We start from the raw sequence: 25,206 nt of genomic DNA on the forward strand, positions 1-25,206 counted from the left end.
CTAAAAGCGTTCCCATGAATCATTTTAATGATAAAATGGGGTGGATCATGTACTCTTTATTAAAGCTACTGAAGGTATTATGAAATGGATTCAAATAACGATTATTGTAACATGTTTGTTGTTCAGGATTTTGTAAAACCCTTATTCGTAATGCTTTTGAGTTTCCAGTTTGAAAAAGCTAATATAGTATGTAATAGAGCGAAATGAGTTCATGGAGGAGAAACGATATGGCAGAATGGTACGAGCAAAGCTTTGGGGAAGATTATTTATTGGTATACAAGCATCGCGACTTTCAGGGGGCCTATCAGGAAGTGCAAAAAATGATCTCCTGGCTCAAATTACCGCAAGGCTCCAGCGTATTGGATTTATGCTGTGGGATGGGACGTCATTCGCTTGCGCTCGCAGATGCAGGTTATAAGGTGACAGGTGTGGACCTTTCCAATGTGCTGCTGAGAGAGGCTCGTGCAGCTGATTCCGAAGGGCGGGTAAGTTGGCATCAAGGGGATATGAGAGAGGTGCCGCTGGATGAAAGCTATGACGCGGTGATGAATTTGTTCACCTCCTTCGGTTATTTTGAAAAGGATGAGGAGCAGCTTAAAGTACTAAGGGAAATATATCGGTTGTTGAAGCCGGGAGGACGCTTTATCATAGATTATTTGAACCCTGCTTACGTAACCGCTCATTTGGTACCGCATTCGTCACGGGAGGATGAAGGAAATTGGATTGAGGAGCATCGGGTCATTGAAGATGGCTTTGTGAAAAAGCAAATTGCGATTCGGTCAGCCGCATCTGTTACGGCCACTGAGGCAGCCTCTGCTCTGGGTACGACTCCTACTGAGGGAGAACCCGCGCGCGTGTATCATGAACGAGTGAAGCTATATCCGTATGAAAAGTTCCGTGGATTGCTAGAGCAAGCCGGACTATCCGTAGAGCAGGTGCACGGAAGCTATAATGAAGATCAATATATCGAAGATGCTTCGCCTCGAATGATTTTTGTCGGCGTGCGGGCTTAAAACAGAAAGGCGGATGGGAAGCCATGAAAATGCCAGAGCTTACACCGTGTGAGCGAATAGACGGAGGCTTTCAGGTCAAAATATCCATGTCCTTTCCGCTGCGCTGGGTGAATAGCTATGTGCTCAAGGGACAGCACGGTTTTACGATTGTAGACCCGGGGCCGCGCAATATGGATACCGAGGCAGAATGGGCGCATGTCTTCCAACAGCTGGGGATGTCCTTTGAGGATATCTCTGACATTGTGGTCACTCATCATCACCCCGATCATTACGGATTGGCGGGCTGGATGCAGCAGCAAAGTCAGGCTCGTGTACATATGTCAGCTCGAAGCCATAAGGAAGCGATGATGATGTGGGACGCTCCAGAATCGACGGTCGCAATGGAGAACAGGCTTCCTAGCTTTTTTGTCCAGCATGGCTTTCCTTTGGAGCAAGTGTCGGCATTGGAATTACATATACGGCAGGCTTATTTGCAAGTGAATCCACAGCCTGAGATTACCGTTATTCCTACCGGAATGGACGCTCGTCTGGAATGGGGTGGACGCAGTTGGCTGCCCGTCGAGACAGGAGGGCATGCGCCTGGACATGTGTCCTTATATGACCCGAATAGCGGCGTTATCCTCTGCGGTGACGCAGTTTTGCCGCAGATTTCTCCTAATATCAGTCTGCTGCCGGGCAGCGATGCCCAGCCGTTGAGGTCTTATGTAGACGGCTTGCAGCGTCTAGGCGAGCTGGAGGTAGCGTGGGCATATCCGGGGCACCGCAATCCGTTTGGTTATTTTCGGGAGCGGACGCAAGCGTTGCTGGCGCATCATGAAGAACGGCTGGATAAATTCCAGCAGCTGATCCAACCGGAGGGCAGCACAGCCTATGAGCTGTGCATTGCCATGTTTGGTGGCAAGCTGGGTATTCACCAGCTAAGGTTTGCCATGTCCGAGACGCTGGCTCATCTGGTGGAGCTGGTACGCCGTGAACGGGCCTCTATGAGCGAGACGGACTCAATCACGCGCTTCTATCCCCTTTGCCGTCAATAGTCGCGGAAAACTACCCAACAAGTGACATGACGAAGCAACATGACAAGCGGCATGCATGCCGGAAAAGAGGATTTTATGAATTTGCTGCTGCTGGGAGCTACTGGACGCGTAGGACGGTACATATTAGATTATGCATTAGAGGACGGTCATGTCGTTACTGTCCTTGTTCGTTCACCGGATAAGCTGGAGGATTACGCACCCGGGTACGGGAATCAGCTGCAAATCGTACAAGGCGATGCCACTAATGCAGAGGACGTAGCACAAGCGCTGAAGGGTGGGGCGACGGCTGTAATCAGTGCGCTGAATACGGATGGGACGACTACCTTATCCGTTAATATAGCCCTGCTGGTCCGGCTCATGCAGGAGCAGTCCATTTCCCGGCTCATTACAGTAGGAACGGCAGGGATTTTGCAAAGCCGGACCGAACCGGACCTGTATCGGTACGAGTCCTCCGAGACCCGGCGACGCAGCACTCGTGCAGCCGAGGAACATCGGCGAGTGTACGAATTGCTGCATGAATCGCCACTAGACTGGACAATCGTATGTCCAACCTATCTGCCGGATGGAGCGCGGACAGGTATTTATCGCGTGGAAAAAGATTTTTTGCCTGAAGGTGGCTCACAAATTACCACCGCGGATACGGCTGATTTTACCTATCGTCAATGCAAGAGTTACGAATTTGTCCGTACACGGGTAGGCATTGCCTACTGATCGTGGAACGCCAAACATAGCATCATTTTTAAACATTCAACCAGAGCGCGGTAAGTGTACCTACTCATTGCGTTCTTTTTTATTTGACAAACACTCAGGCTTAGAATACTATGGTTCTTAACAGAAACAATGTTTCCTGAGATCTTGTGTAGATCTTTAATTTATTATAGTAGCATCAAGCAACAGTTTTTAATAAGCAAAAGGAAGTGCATTCAATCATGACCGAGCCATCGCATCCCTATAAAACCTATTCGGAAGTGAAGCTACAGCAGCAGCAATTGCTCCGTAAAAATGTCATTGACGCCGCATGTATCCTTCTTGCGGAAGAAGGGCCAGAGGCCGTGACCGTGCGGCGAGTTGCGCAGAAATTAAGCTGTTCCACCAAAATTATTTACAGTATTTTCGGCAGTAAGGATGGTCTTGCCAATGAGATGTACCTGGATGGATGTCGGCTATTGGCTGAATCCTTTCAGCAAGTACCCGTTACCGAAAGCGTACTCGCTGATCTTGAAGCTCTATGCTGGGCGTACTGGGAATTTGCGCAGCTTCATTCAGCCTATTACAAAATGATGTTTGGCGGGGCATTATCTGATTTCAAGCCGGATGAACAGAGCTTGGAGGGTACCACAACGGCCCTGTCTCAAATCCTGCAAACCGTCATACACGCTATGGAGCAGGGAGCATTGAAAGAACATGATCCGCTGCTGGTTGTCCGGATGTTTTGGTCTGCTTTACATGGAGTCATACATCTTCAGTTTGCAGGTCATTTTTCAGATGTAGATATGGCTCAAGGAGTGTATGCATTTACACTGAAGAATGCGCTCGTAGCATTTAAAACATCCTCATCTCCATCGTAAATATGAAGTGTACTGAGGTCGTCATAGTAGATGACTTCAGTTCATTATAGAGTAGTGGTAACAATGTTTCTTAAATAAAACAACAATACTATGGAGGTTGTCATCATGTTTATGTACGCAAATAAAATAGCTCTGATCACAGGGGCTTCATCCGGTATTGGCGAGGCCTTTGCCTATTCGCTCGCAGCTAAGAAATGTAATCTCATTTTGGTAGCACGCAATGAAACCAAATTAAAGACACTGGCTAAAGAACTCTCAGCTAAATATAACGTAAAAGCAACGGTGATTGCGTTGGATCTTTCCACACCAGGAGCACCCCAAGCATTGCATCAGGAGGTTCAAAAGCAACAGCTAAAGGTAGATCTCTTGATTAACAACGCGGGTTTTGCCACCTATGGATACTTTGAGCAGGTTTCAGGAGAACGACAGCATGAGGAAGTGATGCTCAATGTGGCTGCTTTAGTCGACATCACACATGCATTTATGCCTGATTTATTGCGTAAGCGGGATGGTGGATTAATCAATGTTTCTTCCACAGCTGCATTTCAGCCCGATCCTTATATGGCGGTGTATGGAGCAACCAAAGCATTTGTGCTTTCTTTTACTGAAGCGCTATGGGCCGAAAATCGGAAACGGGGGCTTAGAGTTCTGGCCCTTTGTCCAGGCTCAACGGAAACGCCGTTTTTTGATATTGTTGGCGCAAGTGAAGCGTCAATTGGAATTAGGGAAACTCCCCAAACCGTTGTGAAGAACGCGTTGAGAGCATTTGAAAAGGGGCGTAGTCACATCATTTCCGGTCGCCAAAACTATTGGGTAGCTCAGGTGTCCCGGTTCTTCTCTCGTCAATCCACGCTGGGAATTGTAGAACGTGCACTGCGTCCACAAAATGGATTGTAATTTATGAATGAAGGTAGTCTGAGCTTGAAATGTTAGAATTGCCAATGAATAAGCTGTGAGTTTTATGCACCGTGTCTGACGTTTATAGCTCGACTTGAATCAGACCCGGTGCTCCTATTTGTATAGATCAAGCGTTAGATCCTAGTTCTAGTCCTCGGGAATATAGTAAAATTCCATCCCGTTTCTCCCAGCCGTTAGCTGACCAGAAGCGTTGACCCCCTGCGTTATGCTCCATCACAAACAGATGACATTTATCAATGCCTTCTCTCAGCAAAGCAGATAACGCTTTATCCACCAGTCTGGGCGCGATCCCTTGACCACGATGTGCTGTGGCTACACCCAGATGATACAGAAACCCCCTGCGACTATCGTGACCCGCCAAAATCGTGCCTATGATGCTTCCATCATGCTCACAGACAAAGCTAAGTCCTTCGTTCCGTTGTAAAAAGCGTGCAATCCGCTCCGGTGAGTCGGCCTCGCTTAATCCCAATCCGTCTAAGCCATTCCAAAGGTCAATGGCCTGATCATAATCGTCAGCCTGCATCGTACGGAATGTATATCCTTCAGTTACGTTTGCCATGTCTAGTTCTCCTCTAACCCTGTATATATCTGTTGTATTCCAAGCGTTGTTTGTTATTTAACGTGTTGTATTCGGTGCACTTTCTTCCCCAAGCTCCTGCTCGCGCTCTGCCTGTTTGCGATGGGCGATGCGGCTGCTGGCCGAAGCTGCGATAGCGCCCACAATGTCGTCCAGGAACGTATGGATCGGCCCGAGGTTTTTATCATTCAGGCGTTCCAGCACACCCGGTTTGAGCTTATCGACATAACCGTAATTGGTAAATCCAATGCTGCCGTACACATTTACGATGGAAAAGGCCAGAATTTCATCCACACCGTATAATCCCTCATCATTCTCAATCATGTCCTGCAATGGGGGAAGAAGAGCGCCCTGTTCAGCAAGGATATCCAGTTGGATGCCCGTGAGCACGGCATTTTGAACCTCGCGCTTCATCAGTACCTTGTCCACATTCTCCATACATTCTTCCATCGTTAGGGTCGGGTAATATTTTTTTTGTAAAAGCATGACCAGTTCTGCAATTTCAGTCAGGTTCACACCACGCTTGTGCAGCCACTCGCGGGTGGCATCGGCTACCTTTTTACTATTCAGGCTGTAAGGTGCTTTTTTCTTGTCCATAAAGTTGAAGTTCCCCTCCTCGTATAGCTCCTGATTTCTACGCAATTATGACCAGTGTGTCCAGTCTGCTGAAAAAGTAGTTATTTTTTACGCGAGGCTCGTATACATATTAGTACAATCTGTACAAAATTGTTAGGGAGGAACTTCACTTATGAATATAAAACACCCATGGCGTATGACCTCTGTAGCTGGACTGCTATCCCTACCCCTGTTGTTGTCGGGCTGCAGCCTTTTCGGCAACGAATCGGCATCCATTGACCCCCCGCCGTCCACGACAGAGCAGTCCATGATTAAGGCTGTAACCGGAAAAGCACCTGCCAGTACAGGTCAACTGAGAGCTGTTTTTTTGCAAGATCATAACGGTTTGCTGGCCCCGGTATCTTTACCGATTGCTACAGGTGATGTGCAGGCAGATGCCAAGTCAGCGCTGGAAACATTGGTTGAGGGCGGGCCGTATGCTGGATTATTACCAGAGGGATTTAAAGGGGTAATACCCCAGGGTACAGAAGTGAAAAGTGTGACGGTGGACAAGAACAACAAGCTGGCTGTTGTCGAGTTCAATAAATCTTTCGCCAACTATAAGCCACAGGAAGAACGAAAATTAATGGAGAGTTTGACCTGGACCCTGACCGACCGTCCCGATATTGAGAGCGTACAGATCTGGGTGGAGGGCAAAAAGCTGAACGAAATGCCTGTTGGCGGCACACCGCTGGATCATCCGTTGACGCGTGCAGTAGGTATTAATTTGGAGATTGGTCATGGCGTAACACCACTGGATTCCAGTCCAGTCACCGTGTATTTCTCTTCATCTTCTCCTGCTGGAGTTCAATACTACGTACCTGTAACACGGTTGGTCAGCCCTGAAAAAGATCGTGTCCAGTCAGCGCTGCATCAATTGATTCAAGGGCCGCAGACCAAGGATGGGCTACAAGAAGTGATGACAGGGGAGACGGCGCTGAAATCGGTAGAACGCTCCAAAGACAACGTAATTACGGTATCTCTTTCAGATGATATGTTTGCTAAGGGAGAAGCCGTGCCTGCTGAATTTTTGGAATCGGTTGTGCTGACAGCGGCAGACAATTCAGATGATGCGGTCAAAACAAAAATTCGGATTGAACTAAATGGTGAAAAAAGCGTGATTGGACAAAATAATCAAAATTATGGAGAGCCTGTAGCCAAGCCGCAACATATTAACGAAATCCCTCTTTAAGGGCGGGAATCGTCCTTGGGGTGCTTTTGCCTGCACACTTTGGTAAAATAAACATATAAGAACAGGTTGCATACGACGTAGGAGGAAAAAGCATGAGTAGATCTAACGGACGAAACGGTGATGAGCTGCGCCCGATGAAATTGACAGCAGGAGTAAATAAATACGCGGAGGGCTCTGTTTTTATAGAGGTTGGCGAGACGAAAGTCATTTGCACGGCTACTGTAGAAGAACGCGTACCACCCTTTATGAAGGGACAAGGAAAAGGCTGGGTAACCGCAGAGTATTCCATGCTTCCGCGTGCGACTCATAGCCGTAATCAGCGTGAAGCTGCGCGTGGCAAGCTGACAGGCCGTACCATGGAAATTCAGCGTCTGATTGGAAGAGCGTTGCGTTCGGTGGTCAATTTGCAGGCGCTTGGTGAACGGACGATTACGTTGGATTGTGACGTCATTCAGGCGGACGGCGGAACACGCACAACCTCAATTACCGGTTCTTTCGTAGCGTTGGCGATTGCGGTCAATAAAATTGCCACCCAGCACAAGCTGCCTGTTTTTCCAATTACCGATTTCCTGGCTTCCGTCAGCGTAGGGGTTGTTGGTGAAAAAGCGTTGCTGGATCTGAACTATGAAGAGGATTCCAAGGCCAAAGTGGACATGAATCTTGTCATGACTGGCAGCGGAAAATATGTTGAGCTGCAAGGTACAGGTGAAGAAAGCCCATTTGACCGTAACGAATTGGATCAACTGCTTAGCTTGGGCGAACAAGGGATTCTGCAAATGATTGAGCGCCAAAAAGAAGTACTTGGACCGATTGCTGATAAGATCGGTGCTGGACGTACAGGAGCTGGCGCCTAATGCGGCTGGATGGCCCGGTCGTCATTGTCGCTACGAAAAATAAAGGAAAGGTGCGGGAATTTGCCCATGCTTTTGCGCCGTTTGGCAAGGAAGTCAGAAGCATGTACGATTATCCCGACATTCCTGATGTCGTTGAAGATGGCAAAACCTTTGCCGAAAATGCACTGAAAAAAGCTAAAGCGGTTGGAGATGTGCTCGGATTGCCCGTGCTGGCCGATGATTCCGGCCTCTGCGTGGACTTGCTGGACGGTGCGCCGGGGGTATACTCTGCCCGTTATGCTGGAGAAGGTGCCAGCGATCACGAAAACAATATTAAGCTGCTCGACGTTCTGGAATCGAAGCAGCTGGGTGATGATACGGGACAGCCTTTGCTAAGCCCGGCTCAATTCGTCTGTACCTTGATTCTATATAATCCGCAGACTGGCGAGACGTTGGAATCGACAGGCTCCGTGGAAGGCTGGATTACTACTGAAACCGCCGGCAGCGGCGGGTTTGGGTATGATCCGCTGTTTTATTTGCCAGAGTTTGAAAAGACAATGGCCGAGCTGACGTTGGAACAAAAGCAGGCTATCAGTCACCGAGGGATAGCTCTGCGTGATTTGGCAACAAAGCTGGGTAATCCACAGGCATAGCTTGGTAACAGGGGAGAAATCATCCCCCCATTCACATAACGAAAAAAAAGGCTATCCGTCAGTCATGAGCTGCGGATAGCCTTTTTGGTACTTTCTGTTCCCCATATAGTACACAGCGAAAAATTGCCGCTGCCGCTTAGAAGCTCTATTGCTCCAGCATTCAGTGTAGCTTATCGAATAGCTACCTTGTAAGTGCGCAACCAGTTATCCACTTGAGCCAAGTAGGCAAACAACTGGGGACCCGACATCAGCTGACCAAACCAAGGCAGATTGGTGGATGCCTCCGGTGAGGCGGCAATATCGCGTACCTTTTGCGCATCGATCAGCTTGAGCAGTGGGGAAGAGGAATCATCCAGCAGCTGCAACGCCTGCTTTTTCACAGCCTCAAGATAGGAAGGGTTATGAGTTTTGGGATATGGGCTTTTTTTGCGATACAGCACATCATCCGGCAATACGCCCTCTAGCGCCTTGCGCAAAATACCTTTTTCACGTCCGCCTGTCATCTTGATACTCCACGGAATGTTCCATACATATTGTACCAGTCGATGATCGCAATACGGCACCCGCACTTCGAGTCCGGCACCCATACTCATCCGATCCTTGCGATCCAGTAGAGTAGGCATAAAGCGGGTGATGTTCAAATAGGACATGACGCGCATTTGCGCAGCTTTTCCTGTTTCCCCCGGTAGCTTCGGCACTTCTCCTACCGCTTCTGAGTAGCGATCGTTCAAATACTCCAGCGGCTTGATCCAGTCCCGTACCTCGGGAGACAACAGACTGGCTCTCATATCGGGTGCAACTGCCCACGGGAATGTACCCGAATTCAGCATATCTTCCCGGTGGAACCATGGATATCCGCCAAAAACTTCATCCGCAGCCTCGCCGGAAATAGCGACCGTAGCTCCTTTTTTAATCTCCCGGCAAAAGAGATACAGCGACGAATCCACGTCCGCCATGCCGGGTAAATCCCGCGTTAGTGTGGAGTTGTTCAGAGCTGCTACGACTTCTGGCGTATCGAATTCAATCCAGTGATGATTTGTCCCTAATTCATCCACCATCCGCTGAATCCAGGGGGCATCGGCTCCGGGTTGAAACGCATGGGCTTTAAAATGCTTGTCGTTATCCACATAATCGACCGAATACGTATGAACTTGTCCTTGCCCGGTACGGTTATAATAATCGACAGCTAATGCGGATAGAGCGCTTGAATCCAGCCCGCCAGACAATAAGGTGCACACTGGAACATCCGAAATGAGCTGCCGCTCCACCGTATCCAGCAACAGTTCTCGTACCTTGAGCGCCGTTTCTTCGGTGTTATCCTCATGCGCAATGCTTTCCAACTTCCAGTAGGCTTGAATGCGCACGCCGTCGCGGGTGTAGGTTAGCGTATGCCCGGGACGTAGCTCCTTCATGGACGAATAGACGCCGTGTCCGGGGGTACGTGCAGGCCCAATGATAAAAATTTCGGCCAATCCCTCGGCGTCCACTGCTGCTTCTACTGCTGGATGCTGAAGCAGTGCTTTGGGTTCTGAGCCAAATACGAATACTTCTTCGGTTTGGCTATAAAATAACGGCTTCACTCCCAGCCGATCCCGTGCCAGAAATACCTGCTCCCGCTCACTATCCCAGACCGCAAACGCAAAAATGCCGTTTAACCGATCCACACATTCGGGGCCCCATTCGATATAGGATTCGAGCAGCACCTCCGTGTCGCATTGTGTACGGAAAAAATGCCCGCGCTGTTGGAGCTCTTTTTTCAGCTCAGGCGCGTTATATATTTCCCCGTTATATACAATCGTATAAGTGATATCCTCCAGCTGCCGGATCATGGGCTGAGCGCCATTTTCCGGGTCCATTACGCTCAGTCTTCGGTGTCCGAAGGCACACGGGTTGGATATCCAGGTACCCGCAGCATCCGGTCCGCGATCGGAGAGCGTTTGTGTCATATTCAGCAGCAGCTCAGATTGATGCATTAAGTCTCCGTTCCACTGTATGAAACCTGTAATTCCGCACATGTCTGTTCATCCTCTCTTTGTCGTGTTCATCCAGTGTTGGAATGAATCAAAAACTAAATCCCCAGTTCATCAGTATATATGCCGAAAAGAAGCATAAAATGTCTGTCCGTTCCGAAAACTACAGATGGGGAAACCCGTCTACTCGCAAGGAAGGAGGGAGACCATGTACTACATCAAGGATGCCAAAATACGCCGCTTCACTGAACTTGACGGAGTGCGCTGCGCTGAGGTAGAGGTGCGGCCCGGTGCCGCAGATGACCCGGAATTGCTGGTCTATATCACGGCCAAGGATCAGACGGATGGTCAGCATGACTATGACATGGTACGGATCATCCGCAATGACGCCGATCTGGAGCTGGATTGGTACGACAATAATCTGCATTCGGCATTTGAGGAAGTGACAGACAAGGCTTTTACCGACTCTACACACATTACTGCTGGTGAGGAGCGAGAGAAGTTTAAAAAAGAATTGCTCTCCTATGGGCAGCTCAGTACAGAGTTCGCCAAGGAGTTCGGGGCATGAGGATATGGTGTGCTATGCCTCGGCTTTTGTTGATTTGGGCTCCGGCGCCATCGCCGGATCAGCGTGAAAGGAGGGGGAAATCATAGACGGCAAAGCGAAGTATAAGAAAAACAAAGGCAGCAGTTATATTCATAACAATGAGTTCGCGGAAGAAGTATTGGAGAAAAACGTAAGACATGAAGTACGGAAAAGTCCTAAACGCTTTGGGAATAAATAAGCAGCCATTGAACTAAATAGCAACAGCAACTCATCAAAAATGACCCTAAAGAAGCCTCCGTATCCCGCCAAATTTGCGGTATGCAGGAGGCTTCTTTTTGAACTAAGCCGCTTCACGCAGCGTCATAATCCCTTTGTAGATGTTATAAACAAAAACCCCGAGATAGACCACTACGAATAGCAGTACAAACCCGATCACTGAACCTGCATGATTCGCCGTAATAATAAAATACACTAGCGGAATTGCCGCAATAATGGGAAAAATATGCGATAAAATAGCCTTTTTTGCATGTCCCTGAACATATTCGTCCCGTACTGCAATCCACACAATGACAGGCACTAGAAAAGGTGCGAAGAAAATGCTGAAATAACAAAGTGACGACAAAAGACCTCTCACGGATTAACCCCTCCTTTATGCATGGTTCTTTGTACATAATACCCCGTTAGCGTCCAAATGATTCCTTTTGCAGCCAGCTTCCCTATATCATAAAAAAATGCTTTTGACAGTTGCCCGAAATGTGATATAATAATCAATGCGTTGAATACATAAGGTTTTATTGATTACCATCTTGTCCCAGTAGCTCAGCTGGATAGAGCAACGGCCTTCTAAGCCGTCGGTCGGGGGTTCGAATCCCTCCTGGGACGTATAGCAAAAAGCTTCCTACATGTAGGAAGCTTTTTTGTTTTTCAGTGCTGCCAAAGCGCTGCGCTACCTGCGCACATGGTGGATTTTATCCGGTGAAGCTAATGGAGAGGGTATTCCATGTTCATGGAGCTTGAAAAAAGGTATGATGCATTCCAAATTTGATATTATCCATAATAATATTTGCCACATCCTTTGGAGTCATATTTGGTGAATATTCATACCACCATTTAACCGTTGTCATTGCAGATGCTGCAAACAAACGAGTTAATAACTCCTGCTTTTCTGAAAGTTCCTTCTTCGTAATTTCTGTTCCATTGCTATTTTCACGAAGACATTCCCCGGTTCTCCTTTCAAATATGCGTGTCATATCTTCATAGACATATAACTCCATATTTTTATTCCACAATATAAGGTACCAATCTTTATGATCATACATAAATTGGAGTTGTTTTCTTAAAGCATTCAAGGATTCGATGTCATTATTCTCCAGATTAAAAGATGCTAGATTAATATTGTTTGAAAGTTCTTCTAATGTTGATTTTACCAATGATTCTCTTAGCTGATATTTATCTTCATAATATTTGTAGAATGTAGAACGATTAATTCTTGCAGTTGTAGTAATATCTTTTACGGAAATAGATGAAAAGTTTTTTTGACTAATACATTTAGCAAACCCATGTTTTATATTTTCAAGTGTTTTCACAACACGTAAGTCTGTTATCTCATTCAATATGTGTCACACTCCAATTCACTAATTCTACATATTAAAAACAACAAAAGCTATCAGAACTGTTGTTTAAGCAACATTCAGGGTAAGCCTTACTGATATTCTGGATCTTTTTTCTTTATTATAATCTTAATATAAAAGAATATTTGTATAAATGGTATCCATTTTGTTCAATATGAAAAGGAGAATCTTTTATGTCTAACAATCGTTTATGTAAAGTTTTAGGAATTGAAAAACCAATTATTCAAGGACCTATGGCTTGGGTTTCAACAGCACCATTAGTTGCAGCAGTTTCTGAAAGTGGAGGTCTTGGTGTATTAGGAGTAGGATTTGCTCCTTTAGATTTTATTAGGGACCAGATTATTGCTACAAGAAATCTTACGAGTAAACCGTTTGGAATCAATGTAATTATGAACTCTGAATTATTAGATCATGTAACTAAAGTTGCTTCGGAGGAAAAACCACCAGTAATTTATGCAGATACGCTAGTGGGACTTGATTTTGAGTTATCCCGAAAATACTTTTCTATATGGCATGAATTAGGAATAAAAGTAATCGTAAAAGCAAGTACAATTCAAGATGCAATGACTGCGGAGAAAGCGGGGGCTGATGCAGTTATTGTAAAAGGCTGGGAAGGTGGCGGACATACTACTTATGAAGCAACAACGGTTCTTGTTCCACAAGCAGCGAACTGCTTATCTGTACCAGTGATAGCCTCTGGCGGTATTGCAGATGGAAGAGGAATGGCAGCAGCTATCGCTCTTGGTGCTGAAGGCATTGAAATGGGAACCATTTTTATGTGCGCAGAGGAAACAGTAGTACATGCAAATGTAAAAGATGCCATGTTAAAAGCTGGTGACATGGAGACTGTGATAACAGGATATTCTACTGATGAGCCATGCAGACAATTGAAGAACAAGCTTTCAGAGGAAATGACGGAAATTGAAAACAATTACAGCAAAAAAGAAGCAGCAGTAAAACTAAAAGAAGTTGCTGAAAGTTCTTTGAAAAAGGCGATGCTGGAAGGCGACGTTGAAGAGAAGGGCGCTGTTATGGTGGGACAAATAGTACCACTAATAACTGAGATTAAGAGTGTAAAAGATATCATAAATGATGTATTAGAAGGATACCATGAAACAATATCTAAGATGACTAAGTTTGAAGTTTAAAAGTTAATGTCATTATAAACGGCCGTGATCCCAACCGAAATGAGGGAGACGACCGTTTTTTCATACGTCCAGCATGAACAATCTGTTTTATAAATTTATACCGTCGCCTTCTCCTTATGAGCAAAGAATTGAGGTAGATGCTCTTTGTGTGCTTCCAGCAATTCATCCAGTACGGTTTGAGCAATGTCCCCGCTTGGTACGAGCGGATTCAGGGTGAAGGCTTGCAGTGCGGTCGCATAGTCACCGGTGACCGCCGCTTCAATCGTCAGCTCTTCCATTGCCTTCATCACTTGCAGCAAGCCCCGCTGTGCAGGTGGGAATTTGCCAAAGTTGACAGGTTCGGCGCCATGGGCGCGAATGACACTGGTCACTTCGATGGCGCTATCATAAGGAACATCATCAATCGCACCATTGTTACGTGTACTAACCACCATCAATGTGCCTTTGTTGTTATAAATGGAATTAATGATCTCACAGGCTGCATCGCTGTAATGCGCACCGCCGCGTTTGGATAGTTCCTCTGGTTTGTAATCCAGATTCGGATCTTTATACAATTCAAACAGACTATCTTCCAGACGTTTGACGACTTGGCCCCGAGTTCCTTCGTTTTTGGCTTCCTCTAATTCTTCCTTGAGCATGTTATCCGTCATATAGTAATACCGATGGTAAGGACAAGGCAGCATTTTCAATTGACGAACTTGATCATACAGGAAGCGCATGTTTCTAATATTTTCAACGACCTTCTCCGGTTTTGCGCCAGGAGCGTACAGTCCTTCAATGACTTGCTCTGTTAATTCTGCTCCTGTTTTGTCATAAACTTTGTGCCAATGAAGGTGGTTAATCCCTGCAAATTTAAAGAACAACTCTTCTTCCGGTTTGTCCAGCACAGCCGATGCACTCTTGATCGCGCCGATTGGAACATTACATAATCCAATGACTTTATCCCACTGACCATAACGAAGCACAGCTTCGGTGACCATACCCGCAGGGTTGGTAAAATTAATCAACCATGCATTCGGACACAGTTCTTTCATATCTTCGACGATACTGAGGATAACGGGTATGGTGCGAAACGCTTTGAACATTCCGCCGGCACCATTGGTCTCCTGACCGATCATGCCATGTTTTAACGGAATACTTTCATCCTTAATCCGGGCTTCCAGCAAGCCTACCCGAAATTGGGTCGTTACAAAATCGGCGTCCTTCAACGCTTCCCGACGATCCAGGGTCAAATGTACCTCACAATCAATGCCTGCGGCCTTCACCATCCGTTTGGCCATAGCGCCTACAATCTCCAGTTTTTCACGTCCTGCCTCAATATCTACCAGCCACAATTCCCGAATGGGAAGCTCTGCATAACGTTTGATGAAGCCTTCTACTAATTCTGGTGTATAACTGGAACCTCCGCCAATGGTTGCAATCTTTATGCCTTTTTTCATGGTTAGTGCCTCCTAAGTATGTTTTTTTAACCGCTTTCTTAAGCACAAATTCACTGTAATCCCTGTAATGCATTACAGGTCAAGCGCTTTTAAAAAACTTATTTTGGGAAGGTGACAATTATAGGGCGGGCACTACGAACATGCTAAACACGAACATGCTAAAATAGGAAGAACGAGGTGAGAAAAATGGCGAATATTCATGAAATTGCAAAGCTGGCAGGTGTATCCTCGGCTACGGTGTCCCGTGTCATTAACAACCATCCGTATGTAAGTGAACCGACAAGACAGCGTGTGCAGGAGGTCATAGACCGACTGGATTATGTTCCTAATCTAAATGCGGTATCTTTAAAAAAAGGCATGACCAAGCTCATAGGGATTATTTCACTTTCTTTTAATGATTCATTGGGTTTATTTGTGCGTGGATTTACAATGTATGCTCAGGAGCATGGCTTTAATATAGCGCTGTTTATTACGAATGGGGAGAAGGGGCGAGAACTTGAAGCGCTGGAAATGTTGCGGAGAAAGCAACTGGACGCCTTGGTCTGTATGATTCGTGTTAATGAGTGGAGTGTGATTGAGCATTATACAAAATATGGTCCGATTGTGACCTGGCAGCGTGTAAACATTGAGGCAATCCCGTCTGTATTTATGGATCAGTATCAGGGCTATACGCTGGCGTTGGAACATTTGTACGCCCGAGGATATCGGAAAATTGTGAATGTGTACGGCAGCATGCGGGGGTTGAACACAAAAGAACGCATTCGAGCTTATCATGACTTTTGCGAAAAATACGATTTGGATGCTGAGGCCTTCCCGCATTTTTATGATTTAAATTCAATAGAAGCTGGTGAACAAATAGCTCATTGGTGGGCAGAACGAGAACAAACAGATAGACCGGATGCTTTTGCCTGTTCTACCGATTATTTGGCAGCAGGTCTTTTGACTGAAGCACGGAGACTCGGTGTTTCTGTACCAAGCGATTTTGCAGTAGTAGGCTTTGATAACACCGAAATCTCGCATTTGCTTGATTTAACTACGATTCATTATCCGATAGACAAGCAAGCGGAGAATGCGTTCATTATGATTTGCAATGCCCTTGAAGGGTTGGATGAAACGATACATCATCTGGAATTCAAATTAGTAGAACGAGCGACCACCTGATTCCAAAAGGAACTTCATGTTAGTGGTTATTAATTACCATATTCAAGTTTATATAGTAGGAATAATGGAAGAAAAATGTTGACACATGTTAATAATTGGTGAATAATTTGAGGTGAAAGTATAAAATTTGGATTTTTTGTATGAAGGGTGGTTATGACTTGGGACATACACCTACGATTTTGGCGAAGTTAGAGGATTATTTAGGGGAAAATAATTTGACGCTGGCACAATTTGCCGAATATTCAGGTGTTCATCAAAGAACACTTAATAATTGGATTGCCAAGCATCGTCCTGTTGCGATACATCAGTTAGATCGAATCACTTGGGCTATGGGACTACCAGAAGGTTTTTTTTACGAATTATACATAGATAACTACATCATTGAGCGTTCCCCGGATTGGAGGCGAATTGAGCCGTTGTTGTTTCGCTGTGCGGAACTGGACAAGTTGGATGCTATCCAGCTTGTAGTGGGACATATTATGGACAATCTTCTATATTCCCCAAAGTTATTTGATGCAGCAGAAAAATTATTCGCACAAGGTCAGCACAATGCTGCATTGTTGCTCTACGAAGGGATTGCGGAAGGCGAGAAGTACCAGCACTCTGAACGCTTGGCTGTCTGTCAGTATCGTCTGTTTACCATTCAGGTAGGGAACAATCAGATCCGAAATCTCAAGGCGGCTACACGATTTGAACCCTTTGTGGAACGTCTGAATGAAATAGATCAACTCGATGCGTTAAAAGATTTGGCGAATGTGTATCGTTCTCTGCGTGAATGGGACAAGCTCGATGCAACTGCTCGAAAAATGAGAGCCAAAGCGGAGATCCAATATTCTTTGAAACATCAACAGAAAAAGCGAGAGTGGGAGGAGTCTGAACAGAGGCTGAGTCGCCCGATGTTTGTGTACATTACCTATGCTGATTTACTGTGTGCGAGTGTCTGTGAAGCGCAAGGCGATTATCAGCAAGCATTACAATTTACGTACGCCTACACTGATTTAGATTGGGTGATCGAGACAGACCAGGAAACCCAACACTGGGTCAACTTGTTCAAGCATTGGGCAGAAGGTAATACGTTTGTAAATAAACTCCTATCTGGAGATACCAATGTGCTTCCTCATTATGTTGAATATATTGCATCCACATCAATCACTACCGAGAATGAAAAGCTATCCAAGTTGCTGAACGTTATGATTGCTGCTAACCGATATGCAATAGATATCAATGATATCCTTTCACGTTTTGAAGTGGAGATTAATTCTTTTGCTCTGCTATCACAATCTACTGATATGTACACCCAACAAGTGATGCCGGATTATTTTGCATGGTTTGGTTACGAACTGGCTTATTACTATTTAAGGCGGGGAATGTACAATGATGGCTTTAAACACTTAATATATGCACTGGTAAAAGCCCACCTCCTAAACAATGAGACTTATTTTATAAACTGTACAGGGCTTTTTGCACATTTCCAAGCACATGCGCTTCCCGAAACAAGGGAAGAGTATTTCAAACTATTAGAAAAGGTGTGGTTAGACAATGTTGAAAAAAATGATTCTGCTGGTCATCGCAGCTAGCTTCTTGTTTATTTTAGCAATGCCTGTTCAGTCGCATAACCAAAATCAAAGAATAACGCCTCACGTACAAATTGGAGGTGCTTAAACGGCTAGAAACAAAGACAATTCTCACCGACTAGTTCAAGTTTGGGGAGTTCAGCGACTATTAGAGAGCCAACAAAATAAGGTTAATCTCTAGGTCAGAATTGGCATGTATGCTCTATATTCATTGGATTTCTTTATGAAAAGGGCCTCTGTTCCACTTAATTAGTGGAAACGGAGGCTCTTTTAACGTGGATTTAGGGACATCTTTGTTTATGCAAACTTTTGGGATGTTCTTTTTTTGTTAGGCGCATCATTTGAAAATCCAAAAAACGTCTTTTTGTCATAAAATATGACATATAGGAGGGATCATGCTGATGAACCAAGGTGTGACTTTACTTTGTGTCGAACGAGCTAGGAAGAAACTGTACCAGGTCCAGAAAAAGTATGGATTTTTAACACATCCCAAAGTAATAGAACAATCTAAAAAGCTGGATGATCTGTTGAATCATTATCAAACATGTAGATCGGATCATTGAGAAATGATACCATATTTTTCTTTAATTCCTTGACCGCACCTCTAACCTGTTCTGACTGTGTCACGGCTGAAATCACCGCCACACCATCTGCACCTGCACGTGCGACTTCCTCAACACGGTCCACTGTAATACCTCCGATCCCAACAATCGGCACATCAATTCCCGCTTTACGCATCTCATATAAAATTGCCGGTCCCTGTACGGCATGGGCATCATCTTTCGAGATGGTGGGATAGATGGGTCCGACGCCGAGATAATCAGCACCTTGCAGGATGGCTCGACGTGCTTCCTCAATGGTATGGGCAGAGACGCCTAGAATTCGATTTCCGATTCGCTCGCGGACGGATTCGGCGGATTCATCGTCCTGACCGATGTGAACACCGTCGGCGTCGAGTTCAAGAGCCAGCTCCACATCGTCATTGATGATGAAGGGGACACCAGCGTGACGGCACAGTTCCTGTAGCTGGCACGCAAGTTCGAACATAGGAACGCCCGTTAACGCGCCGAGACCCTTTTCCCGGAACTGGACCATGGTTGCGCCGCCAGCCAGAGCCTCTTGCACGACCCAGCCTGGTTCCGCGAGGCAATTCACGCTTCCAAGCACCAGGTACATCTGTAGCTGGCGGCGCACCACCTCTGACAACATTCTACCGCTCATAGCAGCACCTCCTGACGACGTCGGTAGGCCCAATGATTGGTGGGTCCATGTCCTTGTCCAAGCTGCAAAGGTTCCTCAATCGCTGCCTGGATGAAGGCTTTGCCATTCGAGATAGCCTCCGGTACAGACATCCCTTTCCCTAATTCCGCGGTAATCGCTGCTGAGAAGGTGCATCCTGTTCCGTGTGTATGAACAGTCCGTACTCGCTTGCCGCTCAGCTCTGTAAAGGCGGTTCCGTCAAAGAGCAGGTCCACAATCTGTTCGCTGCTCTCGCTCTCGTCAGCGTGGCCACCCTTGATCACAACGAATTTTGATCCCATACTGCTAATATGTCTCGCAGCCTCGCGGCGATCCTCCATCGTATGGATACTGATCCCTGTCAGGGCTTCCGCCTCCGGGATATTCGGTGTAACGACCAGGGCCAAGGGGAGCAGGTCGTCCTTCAGAGCCTGCATCGCTTCTGGCTGCAGCAGCTTTGCGCCTCCCTTGGCAATCATCACGGGATCGACGACAACCTTTTTCCAGCCGAACTTTCGAATCTGCTTGCTCACAAGACGGATGATGCCCGCATTAAACAGCATGCCAGTCTTCAGGGCATCCACTCCAAGGTCTAATCCTACAGCTTCGATCTGTTCCGCTGTTGCTTCCTGTGGCAGCGGATATACGCCGTGGACCCCTAAAGTATTCTGTACGGTAATGGCCGTAATAGCCGACATGCCGTAAACGCCAAGCTCCTGAAAGGTTTTGAGATCGGCTTGAATTCCGGCCCCGCCGCCACTGTCCGAACCGGCAATCGTCAGCGCTCTGGGTACACGAACGTCTGTCATCGCGCACCACCTGCTGTGGTTGTTCCGGCTTCACGGACAGTGACATGCCCCTCTAGCGAACCTGTATGTAGTTTGGCGAGCTCGTCGAGAAAGGCAATCTGGAAGCTGCCGGGCCCCAGCTCTGCGGTACGTGCTGCGGCTCGGGAAGCTGCTGCACCGTAAAATGCCAAGCCTGCTGTACCTGCGAGCAGCAGGTTGGGTTCAACAGCTGCAAAGGCACCTAACACAGAGGTCAGCAGGCAGCCTGCTCCGGTTACCTTCGTGAGCAGCGCGTCTCCACCGCTAATCATTCGTACTTCGGCCCCATCGGTGATGACGTCCTCTTTTCCAGTAATGACAACCATTGTATTGAGCGTTCGAGCAGCCCGAATTGCCAGATCGACATTTCCGCTGTCAGCACTGTCACCAGCATCTACGCCTTTAATCTCACGCGCTTCTCCAACAAGATGCGCGACTTCGGCTGCATTGCCCCGCACCAATGAGATTTTGACTTTTCTCAGGATTCGCAGTGCCGACTCAGTTCTAAAGCTCGTTGCTCCCGCACCGACCGGATCTAGCAGGACCGGAACACCGTGTGCATTCGCCGATTGTCCAGCAATGATCATGGCATCCACCAGTTCGCGGTTCAGCGTACCGATGTTTAACACGACGGCTCCCGCTATTTTTGCCATGTCTGCTACTTCCTCGGGTGCATAGGCCATCACCGGGGAGGCGCCCAATGCATACAGGCCGTTGGCCGTAAAGTTAGTGACTACCACATTGGTCATATTGTGAACGAGGGGTTTGCTGTTTTGTACCTTCGTCAGGAGATCCGAATAACTTTTTTCCCATGTACTCATAATGATTATCCTCTCTATAGTTGGTGGTTCAACAGGGCATTAACTGTACTTCACGCATCGAATTGCCAAGCTGACTATTCCAAGACCGCTGCCTGTATCTGGACCGGCCATTCTTCCTGCTTATAGGCCATGTCCCAGAACTTATATTCCAGCTGGCAGCTCAGTATAAAATGCTCAATCATCCGCTCTCGCTCAGCAGCCGTTGCGCCTTCCGCCCAAGCATCTACACGTTCTCGGAACTTGAGTGTTGTATCATCAAGCTGGTCTCCATAGAAGCCCATCCATTCATAGAACGGATGAGACTCATCCGGCTTTACTTCATCCAGCAGCCTGCGACCAATCTCGGCATACGTCCACATACATGGCAGCAGCACAGCCAAGATCTCGCCCAGGCTGCCCTCATGCGCAACCGTCAGCATGTGACGGATATAGTGATGAGCCGACGGAGCGAGCGGATATCCCTGCAACTCTTCATAGCTCACCCCTGCGACAGCACAGAAATTTTGATGCGGATGAACCTCGCTGTGGAGAATAAAAGAGATTTGTTCATTAAATACAGCCATGTCCTCCCGATTCGTGCATTTGGAGATTGCGATGCCGTATATCCGCATGTAGGCGTTCAAATATTCAAAGTCCTGTTTTACATAGTGAATCAGCTGTCCCCTTGTCAAACTTCCTTCAGCAATACCTCTCACAAAGGGATGCTCAAAAATCGCTTGAAAAATGCCGTCCGCCTGCCGACGGAGTTCTTGTGTAAAACTCAATTTCCCCACCTCCATTAAATTGAAGAGCAAGAAGTCCTGTAAGAATATAATTCCGGAACAACGCTAAAAAGCCGCCCCGGAAAAATGGAGCGGCTTCAACAATAGGCCCAATACGCAAAAAACGCTTGAAACCTTATATACGAAGGCTCCACTTTCCTACGCTAGTACGAACTAGATCAGGTTCAAAGGGTCCAAGATACGCTCTTGTCTCAGCCATAGTGGCTCCCCTAGTGGACTTCTATTCTTTTGACTATTACTGTACATTCGTTCATATGCTATGTCAAACATAGTGTACAAAATATTAAATTTCCTCTAGTTAGGTGTTTTGGGCTTAGTGAGGGTGATGAATTACACTTTCCACTGCTTTGACCTTGGCATATTTCGGTTTCCACATTGCATCTTGTATAGCTTGTTCCACATCTGAAATGTGCGCCTGCGCTACCTGATCCTGAATCGCGGCTTTTGCAACCGCAATCGCAACAGCGTACGAAACTTCGCGTAATTTTCGGATATGAGGGAGTAGCGCACCGCCAGGCGTATTCGAATCTACACCATTGGCAACAGCAACTGCTGCCGCTGTAAACATCGCAGGGGTAATCCTTTTGGCTTTAACCACAATCGCACCCAGACCCAGTCCCGGAAAAACAAAGGCATTGTTCGCCTGTCCAATCTCAAAATTTGTATCGTTATAGGTAACGGGCTCAAAAGGACTTCCGGTTGCGATCAGTGCTCTGCCATCTGTCCACCGGATCAAATCCTCGGGTACTGCTTCTGCAAGGTTTGTAGGATTGGACATGGGCATAATGATCGGGCGTTCTACATGCTTTGCCATCTCCTTGATGATCTCTTCAGAAAAGGCACCTGCTACACCGGAAGTTCCAATCAATATCGTAGGCTTCACCTGACGGATGACCTCCAGTAGCGGTATTTTGCCGTCACCCGACCGGGTCCATGAGCTGACTTCATCCTTTTTGCGCACATACGGTTTCTGATACTCCAATACGTCTTCCATATCTTCCGTTAACAGCCCGCGATAATCAAAGGCCCAAAAGGACTTGAATGAATCATCTACGGAAAGGCCATCCTCGATCATAGCGCCCCGAATTTGATCAGCGTTACCGATCCCTGCAGCCCCTGGGCCGAAAACAAGTATTTTTTGTTCACGCAGCGGAGTCTTGGTGACACCCACCGCCGAAAGAATCGCAGCCAGGGTCACTGCTCCTGTACCTTGTATATCATCGTTGAAGGTGAGTATGCTTTGACCGTATTTTCCTATAATATGGCGCGCATTAACGCTACCCACATCTTCCCAATGTAAAAGCGCCTTCGGGAATTGCGCTAACGTTTTGCTGATAAAAGTATCAATAAACTGGTTATAGGCTTCTCCGCGAACTCGTTTATGGCGGTTTCCGATGTACAGTGGATCATTCAGCAGCTTTTCATTATTCGTGCCTACATCCAGTACAATTGGCAGCACCCGCCCAGGATGAATGCCTGCCGCAGCCGTATACACTGCAAGCTTGCCGATAGCAATGTTAATCCCCCCGACGCCCCAGTCACCAATCCCTAAAATACTTTCGGAATCTGTCACGACGATCAGATCCACATCATGGCCACTCAAACCAGAATTATGGAATGCTTGTCCAATACCGTTCGGGTTATCTATCGACAAATATATGCCTCCAGGGCGGTTGTACTCGTGACTATATTCTTGAATCGCGGTTCCTACGGTCGGCGTGTAGACTACGGGCAGCATTTCACTCAAATGATCGGTTAGCAGCCGGTAGTAGAGTACGACATTTCGGTTGTGAAGGTCGTTGAGAGAAGCATTTTTTCGCAGCATGGTGGGTTGTGCCAGAAACTGCTGATATGCCCGTACGCTCTGTTTCTCCAATGAAAGGACGGTTGGAGGAAGGATTCCTTCCAAACCCAGCTCCTTGCGTTCTTCTTCTGTAAAAGCGACACCTTTGTTCAAAAGGGGATTTGCCAACACATCCTTTCCCCGTAATGGAGTAGATAATGACCCATCGCGATTGACATAAAATGCTTCCATAGAAAGACCTTCCTTCTCTTCATTTACATATTGTAAGGATTTCACAAAATTCGATTCCAGTCGCTCCGAAGTGCAAGATATAGACGAACTAAACCATTTCGATCTATATCTTGTTCATTGAAAGTCGCTTATCGGATTTTTGCAAAATTTTCAAGATGACATGTTGTCCATAGTATGGACGTGCGAATCTGTTTTATTCTTCTATTTATCTATGACAAAATAACCATATATATTTCCTTCTGTTGATCTAAAAGAACTAATTTTAGATATAGATGCGCTAACTAATTCTGATGGTTTTGGTTCTAATGAATCAGGTCTAAATACTCTATTTTTATCAAATATGAAAATCAGTTTTTCTTCTCTTATATCCTTATATATCATGGAGTGTCAGCTATTTTGTTAAGGAAATATGAAGTATTTGGACATTAATTTAACTCCTATAAGCAAACATTCTTAATTCTTTTTCAACAAAATAGAACTATTCGGAGGAAAAGGAGAGGTTTGTGTGCAGGGACCTATAGCCATTTTTAGCGATAACGACAGGGCTATTGATTATCCCAATGTGATTTGTTTTTACCAATATATACAGTGCGAGGACACGGAGGCAGCTTCAGTCTACGAGAACGCATGTTGTTGCCTGATTGATTATAGGGAGCCGGGGCAGGCGGTGCGGAAAGCCAATCAGATCCGTAGCCAATTTCCGCAAATGCCATTGTTACTGGTGACGGATGTAACAATTCCGTTCAGTGATCAGCATATGGTGCAAATCACCGGAGTAGGCCGTTTGCGCCTGCTATTTTGGCAAGCCAATGACACCGAAGAAATGCTTTCGGAAATACAAAGCTTGCTCTATCCCGAGTATTCGACCAAAAGCCAACATATTGCATTTATCTTGTCTGTATATAACGAAGAGCAACGTTTTGTTCATGTCAAAACCTTTGCTGAACGACTGCAAGCCTTTATCCGCAGCCATATTATTGAAGGTTCGATTTATCTCATTGATGATGGCAGTCACGATGGTACCAATGCCTTGATTAAAGCGCTGGAGGCAGCAACGGACTTGTCCGTAAACAGGATTAATCAGAATCTTAGCCCGCTGCTTCAAACAAGGGAATTGGGACGCAATACACGTAAGGCAGGGACGTATCTGGAAGGGATGCGGACCATAGGTGCGGATTACTACGTATTTGTGGATGCGGACGACTCCTTTTTTATTGAGGATATTGCCAGAATGATTAATGTTGTTCAGCAGGGCTATTATGATGTCGTGATCGGAACCAAGGATATGACCGCCGAGAATCGATCTTTATTGCGATCTGTTGTCAGCTTTGGTAAGCGGGTCATTTCCCGTCCTTTTTTACCAACAGGTGTGGTAGATTCGCAGACTGGGCTTAAAGTGATGAGTTCGGTTGCAGTGAAACGGATGTTTCCGCATTTAAAGGAACAGCTCGGACTGGCGCTGGATCTAGAAATGATGTTTATTGCCAAGCGACTCCAGCTTCGTGTGCTGCAATTACCCGTCAAATGTATTGACCGCGATGGATCGCACATTCATGTCTGGAAGGATTCTATTCGTTTTTTACGCTCCATCATTGATATTTGGCGACTGGATCGGCGGGTGAGATAACA

Annotated in this window: 25 protein-coding genes, 1 tRNA gene and 1 riboswitch; of the genes, 15 read left to right on the top strand and 11 right to left on the bottom strand. The window is 46.4% G+C overall.

What is annotated here, in order from left to right:
* Positions 1 to 227: 227 nt before the first annotated feature.
* The 5 genes from NSQ58_RS08130 to NSQ58_RS08150 all read left to right on the top strand — a co-directional run bounded on the left by NSQ58_RS08130 (position 228) and on the right by NSQ58_RS08150 (position 4,512).
* A complete protein-coding gene (locus NSQ58_RS08130) occupies positions 228 to 1,013 on the top strand; it encodes a class I SAM-dependent methyltransferase (RefSeq protein WP_068941733.1) in 786 nt (261 codons plus the stop codon).
* Positions 1,014 to 1,036: 23 nt separating this feature from the next.
* Positions 1,037 to 2,047, top strand: coding sequence for an MBL fold metallo-hydrolase (locus tag NSQ58_RS08135; protein WP_068941731.1), 1,011 nt, complete (start codon positions 1,037 to 1,039; stop codon positions 2,045 to 2,047).
* A 75-nt stretch (positions 2,048 to 2,122) separates the two neighbouring features.
* Positions 2,123 to 2,758 (top strand): NAD(P)-dependent oxidoreductase, encoded by a 636-nt coding sequence (locus NSQ58_RS08140; RefSeq protein ID WP_068941941.1) that lies wholly within the window; start codon positions 2,123 to 2,125, stop codon positions 2,756 to 2,758.
* A gap of 218 nt (positions 2,759 to 2,976) precedes the next feature.
* A complete protein-coding gene (locus tag NSQ58_RS08145) occupies positions 2,977 to 3,615 on the top strand; it encodes a TetR/AcrR family transcriptional regulator (protein WP_023990031.1) in 639 nt (212 codons plus the stop codon).
* A gap of 105 nt (positions 3,616 to 3,720) precedes the next feature.
* Positions 3,721 to 4,512 carry an SDR family NAD(P)-dependent oxidoreductase gene (locus tag NSQ58_RS08150; RefSeq protein WP_023990030.1) on the top strand — a complete coding sequence of 264 codons (792 nt, stop codon included), beginning with the start codon at positions 3,721 to 3,723 and terminating at the stop codon, positions 4,510 to 4,512.
* Positions 4,513 to 4,639: 127 nt separating this feature from the next.
* Here NSQ58_RS08150 and NSQ58_RS08155 read toward each other — a convergent pair whose 3' ends face one another.
* On the bottom strand, positions 4,640 to 5,092 hold the full coding sequence (locus NSQ58_RS08155) for a GNAT family N-acetyltransferase (RefSeq protein ID WP_023990029.1): 453 nt from the start codon (positions 5,090 to 5,092) through the stop codon (positions 4,640 to 4,642).
* Positions 5,093 to 5,149: 57 nt separating this feature from the next.
* Positions 5,150 to 5,707 (bottom strand): phosphatidylglycerophosphatase A family protein, encoded by a 558-nt coding sequence (locus NSQ58_RS08160; protein WP_341057163.1) that lies wholly within the window; start codon positions 5,705 to 5,707, stop codon positions 5,150 to 5,152.
* Positions 5,708 to 5,858: 151 nt separating this feature from the next.
* Between NSQ58_RS08160 and NSQ58_RS08165 the strand changes: the two genes are divergently transcribed.
* From NSQ58_RS08165 to NSQ58_RS08175, 3 genes are all read left to right on the top strand, one after another.
* Positions 5,859 to 6,917, top strand: coding sequence for a GerMN domain-containing protein (locus NSQ58_RS08165; RefSeq protein WP_103050106.1), 1,059 nt, complete (start codon positions 5,859 to 5,861; stop codon positions 6,915 to 6,917).
* 92 nt (positions 6,918 to 7,009) lie between these two features.
* On the top strand, positions 7,010 to 7,771 hold the full coding sequence (rph, locus tag NSQ58_RS08170) for a ribonuclease PH (protein WP_013311675.1): 762 nt from the start codon (positions 7,010 to 7,012) through the stop codon (positions 7,769 to 7,771).
* Positions 7,771 to 8,403 carry an XTP/dITP diphosphatase gene (locus NSQ58_RS08175; protein WP_013311674.1) on the top strand — a complete coding sequence of 211 codons (633 nt, stop codon included), beginning with the start codon at positions 7,771 to 7,773 and terminating at the stop codon, positions 8,401 to 8,403. Before rph ends, NSQ58_RS08175 begins: the two co-directional genes overlap by 1 nt.
* A gap of 170 nt (positions 8,404 to 8,573) precedes the next feature.
* Here the strand turns inward: NSQ58_RS08175 and asnB are convergent, their stop codons facing one another.
* A complete protein-coding gene (asnB, locus tag NSQ58_RS08180) occupies positions 8,574 to 10,418 on the bottom strand; it encodes an asparagine synthase (glutamine-hydrolyzing) (RefSeq protein ID WP_076264932.1) in 1,845 nt (614 codons plus the stop codon).
* Between the two features lie 163 nt (positions 10,419 to 10,581).
* Between asnB and NSQ58_RS08185 the strand changes: the two genes are divergently transcribed.
* Positions 10,582 to 10,941, top strand: coding sequence for a hypothetical protein (locus tag NSQ58_RS08185; protein WP_013311672.1), 360 nt, complete (start codon positions 10,582 to 10,584; stop codon positions 10,939 to 10,941).
* A 319-nt stretch (positions 10,942 to 11,260) separates the two neighbouring features.
* On the opposite strand, the gene NSQ58_RS08190 is transcribed toward NSQ58_RS08185, so the two are convergent.
* Complete coding sequence (locus tag NSQ58_RS08190; protein WP_016324668.1) at positions 11,261 to 11,554, bottom strand: DUF4870 domain-containing protein; 294 nt, start codon at positions 11,552 to 11,554, stop codon at positions 11,261 to 11,263.
* Between the two features lie 174 nt (positions 11,555 to 11,728).
* Between NSQ58_RS08190 and NSQ58_RS08195 the strand changes: the two genes are divergently transcribed.
* Positions 11,729 to 11,802: transfer RNA gene (locus NSQ58_RS08195), tRNA-Arg, on the top strand.
* 122 nt (positions 11,803 to 11,924) lie between these two features.
* Here NSQ58_RS08195 and NSQ58_RS08200 read toward each other — a convergent pair.
* Positions 11,925 to 12,533: a TetR family transcriptional regulator gene (locus tag NSQ58_RS08200; RefSeq protein WP_069080426.1), complete on the bottom strand. Its 609-nt coding sequence runs from the start codon at positions 12,531 to 12,533 to the stop codon at positions 11,925 to 11,927.
* Between the two features lie 191 nt (positions 12,534 to 12,724).
* On the opposite strand from NSQ58_RS08200, the gene NSQ58_RS08205 reads away from it, so the two are divergent.
* Positions 12,725 to 13,699, top strand: a complete 975-nt coding sequence (locus NSQ58_RS08205; RefSeq protein ID WP_023990023.1) for a nitronate monooxygenase — start codon at positions 12,725 to 12,727, stop codon at positions 13,697 to 13,699.
* Positions 13,700 to 13,794: 95 nt separating this feature from the next.
* On the opposite strand, the gene NSQ58_RS08210 is transcribed toward NSQ58_RS08205, so the two are convergent.
* Positions 13,795 to 15,138 (bottom strand): 6-phospho-beta-glucosidase, encoded by a 1,344-nt coding sequence (locus tag NSQ58_RS08210; RefSeq protein WP_028541535.1) that lies wholly within the window; start codon positions 15,136 to 15,138, stop codon positions 13,795 to 13,797.
* Between the two features lie 186 nt (positions 15,139 to 15,324).
* Between NSQ58_RS08210 and NSQ58_RS08215 the strand changes: the two genes are divergently transcribed.
* From NSQ58_RS08215 to NSQ58_RS08225, 3 genes are all read left to right on the top strand, one after another.
* The gene (locus NSQ58_RS08215; RefSeq protein WP_053325993.1) at positions 15,325 to 16,299 is read left to right on the top strand and encodes a LacI family DNA-binding transcriptional regulator; all 975 of its coding nucleotides are present in this window, start codon (positions 15,325 to 15,327) and stop codon (positions 16,297 to 16,299) included.
* Positions 16,300 to 16,457: 158 nt separating this feature from the next.
* Positions 16,458 to 17,876: a helix-turn-helix domain-containing protein gene (locus NSQ58_RS08220; protein ID WP_341057167.1), complete on the top strand. Its 1,419-nt coding sequence runs from the start codon at positions 16,458 to 16,460 to the stop codon at positions 17,874 to 17,876.
* Positions 17,877 to 18,268: 392 nt separating this feature from the next.
* Positions 18,269 to 18,436, top strand: a complete 168-nt coding sequence (locus NSQ58_RS08225) for an aspartyl-phosphate phosphatase Spo0E family protein (protein ID WP_071558335.1) — start codon at positions 18,269 to 18,271, stop codon at positions 18,434 to 18,436.
* Here the strand turns inward: NSQ58_RS08225 and thiE are convergent.
* The 5 genes from thiE to NSQ58_RS08250 all read right to left on the bottom strand — a co-directional run bounded on the left by thiE (position 18,381) and on the right by NSQ58_RS08250 (position 23,577).
* Entirely contained in the window at positions 18,381 to 19,094 is a 714-nt protein-coding gene (thiE, locus tag NSQ58_RS08230; RefSeq protein ID WP_340982139.1) for a thiamine phosphate synthase, read from the bottom strand. The two genes, NSQ58_RS08225 and thiE, sit on opposite strands and share 56 nt — an antisense overlap.
* Positions 19,091 to 19,921: a bifunctional hydroxymethylpyrimidine kinase/phosphomethylpyrimidine kinase gene (gene thiD, locus NSQ58_RS08235; protein WP_071558336.1), complete on the bottom strand. Its 831-nt coding sequence runs from the start codon at positions 19,919 to 19,921 to the stop codon at positions 19,091 to 19,093. Before thiD ends, thiE begins: the two co-directional genes overlap by 4 nt.
* Complete coding sequence (gene thiM, locus NSQ58_RS08240) at positions 19,918 to 20,760, bottom strand: hydroxyethylthiazole kinase (RefSeq protein ID WP_179085460.1); 843 nt, start codon at positions 20,758 to 20,760, stop codon at positions 19,918 to 19,920. The genes thiD and thiM overlap by 4 nt, the downstream gene beginning before the upstream one ends.
* Before the next feature lie 74 nt (positions 20,761 to 20,834).
* Positions 20,835 to 21,524: a thiaminase II gene (gene tenA / locus NSQ58_RS08245; RefSeq protein WP_071558338.1), complete on the bottom strand. Its 690-nt coding sequence runs from the start codon at positions 21,522 to 21,524 to the stop codon at positions 20,835 to 20,837.
* Between the two features lie 136 nt (positions 21,525 to 21,660).
* Positions 21,661 to 21,763: riboswitch (TPP riboswitch) on the bottom strand.
* A 92-nt stretch (positions 21,764 to 21,855) separates the two neighbouring features.
* Positions 21,856 to 23,577, bottom strand: coding sequence for an NAD-dependent malic enzyme (locus NSQ58_RS08250; protein ID WP_341057170.1), 1,722 nt, complete (start codon positions 23,575 to 23,577; stop codon positions 21,856 to 21,858).
* A 505-nt stretch (positions 23,578 to 24,082) separates the two neighbouring features.
* Here NSQ58_RS08250 and NSQ58_RS08255 point away from each other — a divergent pair.
* Complete coding sequence (locus tag NSQ58_RS08255; protein ID WP_028541542.1) at positions 24,083 to 25,204, top strand: glycosyltransferase; 1,122 nt, start codon at positions 24,083 to 24,085, stop codon at positions 25,202 to 25,204.
* Positions 25,205 to 25,206 lie beyond the last annotated feature (2 nt).

The organism is Paenibacillus sp. FSL M7-0134, assembly GCF_038007865.1.
GTDB lineage: Bacteria > Bacillota > Bacilli > Paenibacillales > Paenibacillaceae > Paenibacillus > Paenibacillus polymyxa_B.

Bases quoted from the DNA above. Each gene is read 5' to 3' on its own strand.
- NSQ58_RS08225 (WP_071558335.1), top strand. From the start codon at position 18,269: ATGCTGATGAACCAAGGTGTGACTTTACTTTGTGTCGAACGAGCTAGG.
- NSQ58_RS08205 (WP_023990023.1), top strand. From the start codon at position 12,725: ATGTCTAACAATCGTTTATGTAAAGTTTTAGGAATTGAAAAACCAATT.
- thiM (WP_179085460.1), bottom strand. From the start codon at position 20,760: ATGAGTACATGGGAAAAAAGTTATTCGGATCTCCTGACGAAGGTACAA.
- NSQ58_RS08150 (WP_023990030.1), top strand. From the start codon at position 3,721: ATGTTTATGTACGCAAATAAAATAGCTCTGATCACAGGGGCTTCATCC.
- asnB (WP_076264932.1), bottom strand. From the start codon at position 10,418: ATGTGCGGAATTACAGGTTTCATACAGTGGAACGGAGACTTAATGCAT.
- NSQ58_RS08215 (WP_053325993.1), top strand. From the start codon at position 15,325: ATGGCGAATATTCATGAAATTGCAAAGCTGGCAGGTGTATCCTCGGCT.
- NSQ58_RS08210 (WP_028541535.1), bottom strand. From the start codon at position 15,138: ATGAAAAAAGGCATAAAGATTGCAACCATTGGCGGAGGTTCCAGTTAT.
- NSQ58_RS08155 (WP_023990029.1), bottom strand. From the start codon at position 5,092: ATGGCAAACGTAACTGAAGGATATACATTCCGTACGATGCAGGCTGAC.
- NSQ58_RS08185 (WP_013311672.1), top strand. From the start codon at position 10,582: ATGTACTACATCAAGGATGCCAAAATACGCCGCTTCACTGAACTTGAC.
- thiE (WP_340982139.1), bottom strand. From the start codon at position 19,094: ATGAGCGGTAGAATGTTGTCAGAGGTGGTGCGCCGCCAGCTACAGATG.
- NSQ58_RS08145 (WP_023990031.1), top strand. From the start codon at position 2,977: ATGACCGAGCCATCGCATCCCTATAAAACCTATTCGGAAGTGAAGCTA.
- NSQ58_RS08130 (WP_068941733.1), top strand. From the start codon at position 228: ATGGCAGAATGGTACGAGCAAAGCTTTGGGGAAGATTATTTATTGGTA.
- NSQ58_RS08175 (WP_013311674.1), top strand. From the start codon at position 7,771: ATGCGGCTGGATGGCCCGGTCGTCATTGTCGCTACGAAAAATAAAGGA.
- rph (WP_013311675.1), top strand. From the start codon at position 7,010: ATGAGTAGATCTAACGGACGAAACGGTGATGAGCTGCGCCCGATGAAA.
- NSQ58_RS08250 (WP_341057170.1), bottom strand. From the start codon at position 23,577: ATGGAAGCATTTTATGTCAATCGCGATGGGTCATTATCTACTCCATTA.
- NSQ58_RS08135 (WP_068941731.1), top strand. From the start codon at position 1,037: ATGAAAATGCCAGAGCTTACACCGTGTGAGCGAATAGACGGAGGCTTT.
- NSQ58_RS08140 (WP_068941941.1), top strand. From the start codon at position 2,123: ATGAATTTGCTGCTGCTGGGAGCTACTGGACGCGTAGGACGGTACATA.
- thiD (WP_071558336.1), bottom strand. From the start codon at position 19,921: ATGACAGACGTTCGTGTACCCAGAGCGCTGACGATTGCCGGTTCGGAC.
- NSQ58_RS08165 (WP_103050106.1), top strand. From the start codon at position 5,859: ATGAATATAAAACACCCATGGCGTATGACCTCTGTAGCTGGACTGCTA.
- NSQ58_RS08160 (WP_341057163.1), bottom strand. From the start codon at position 5,707: ATGGACAAGAAAAAAGCACCTTACAGCCTGAATAGTAAAAAGGTAGCC.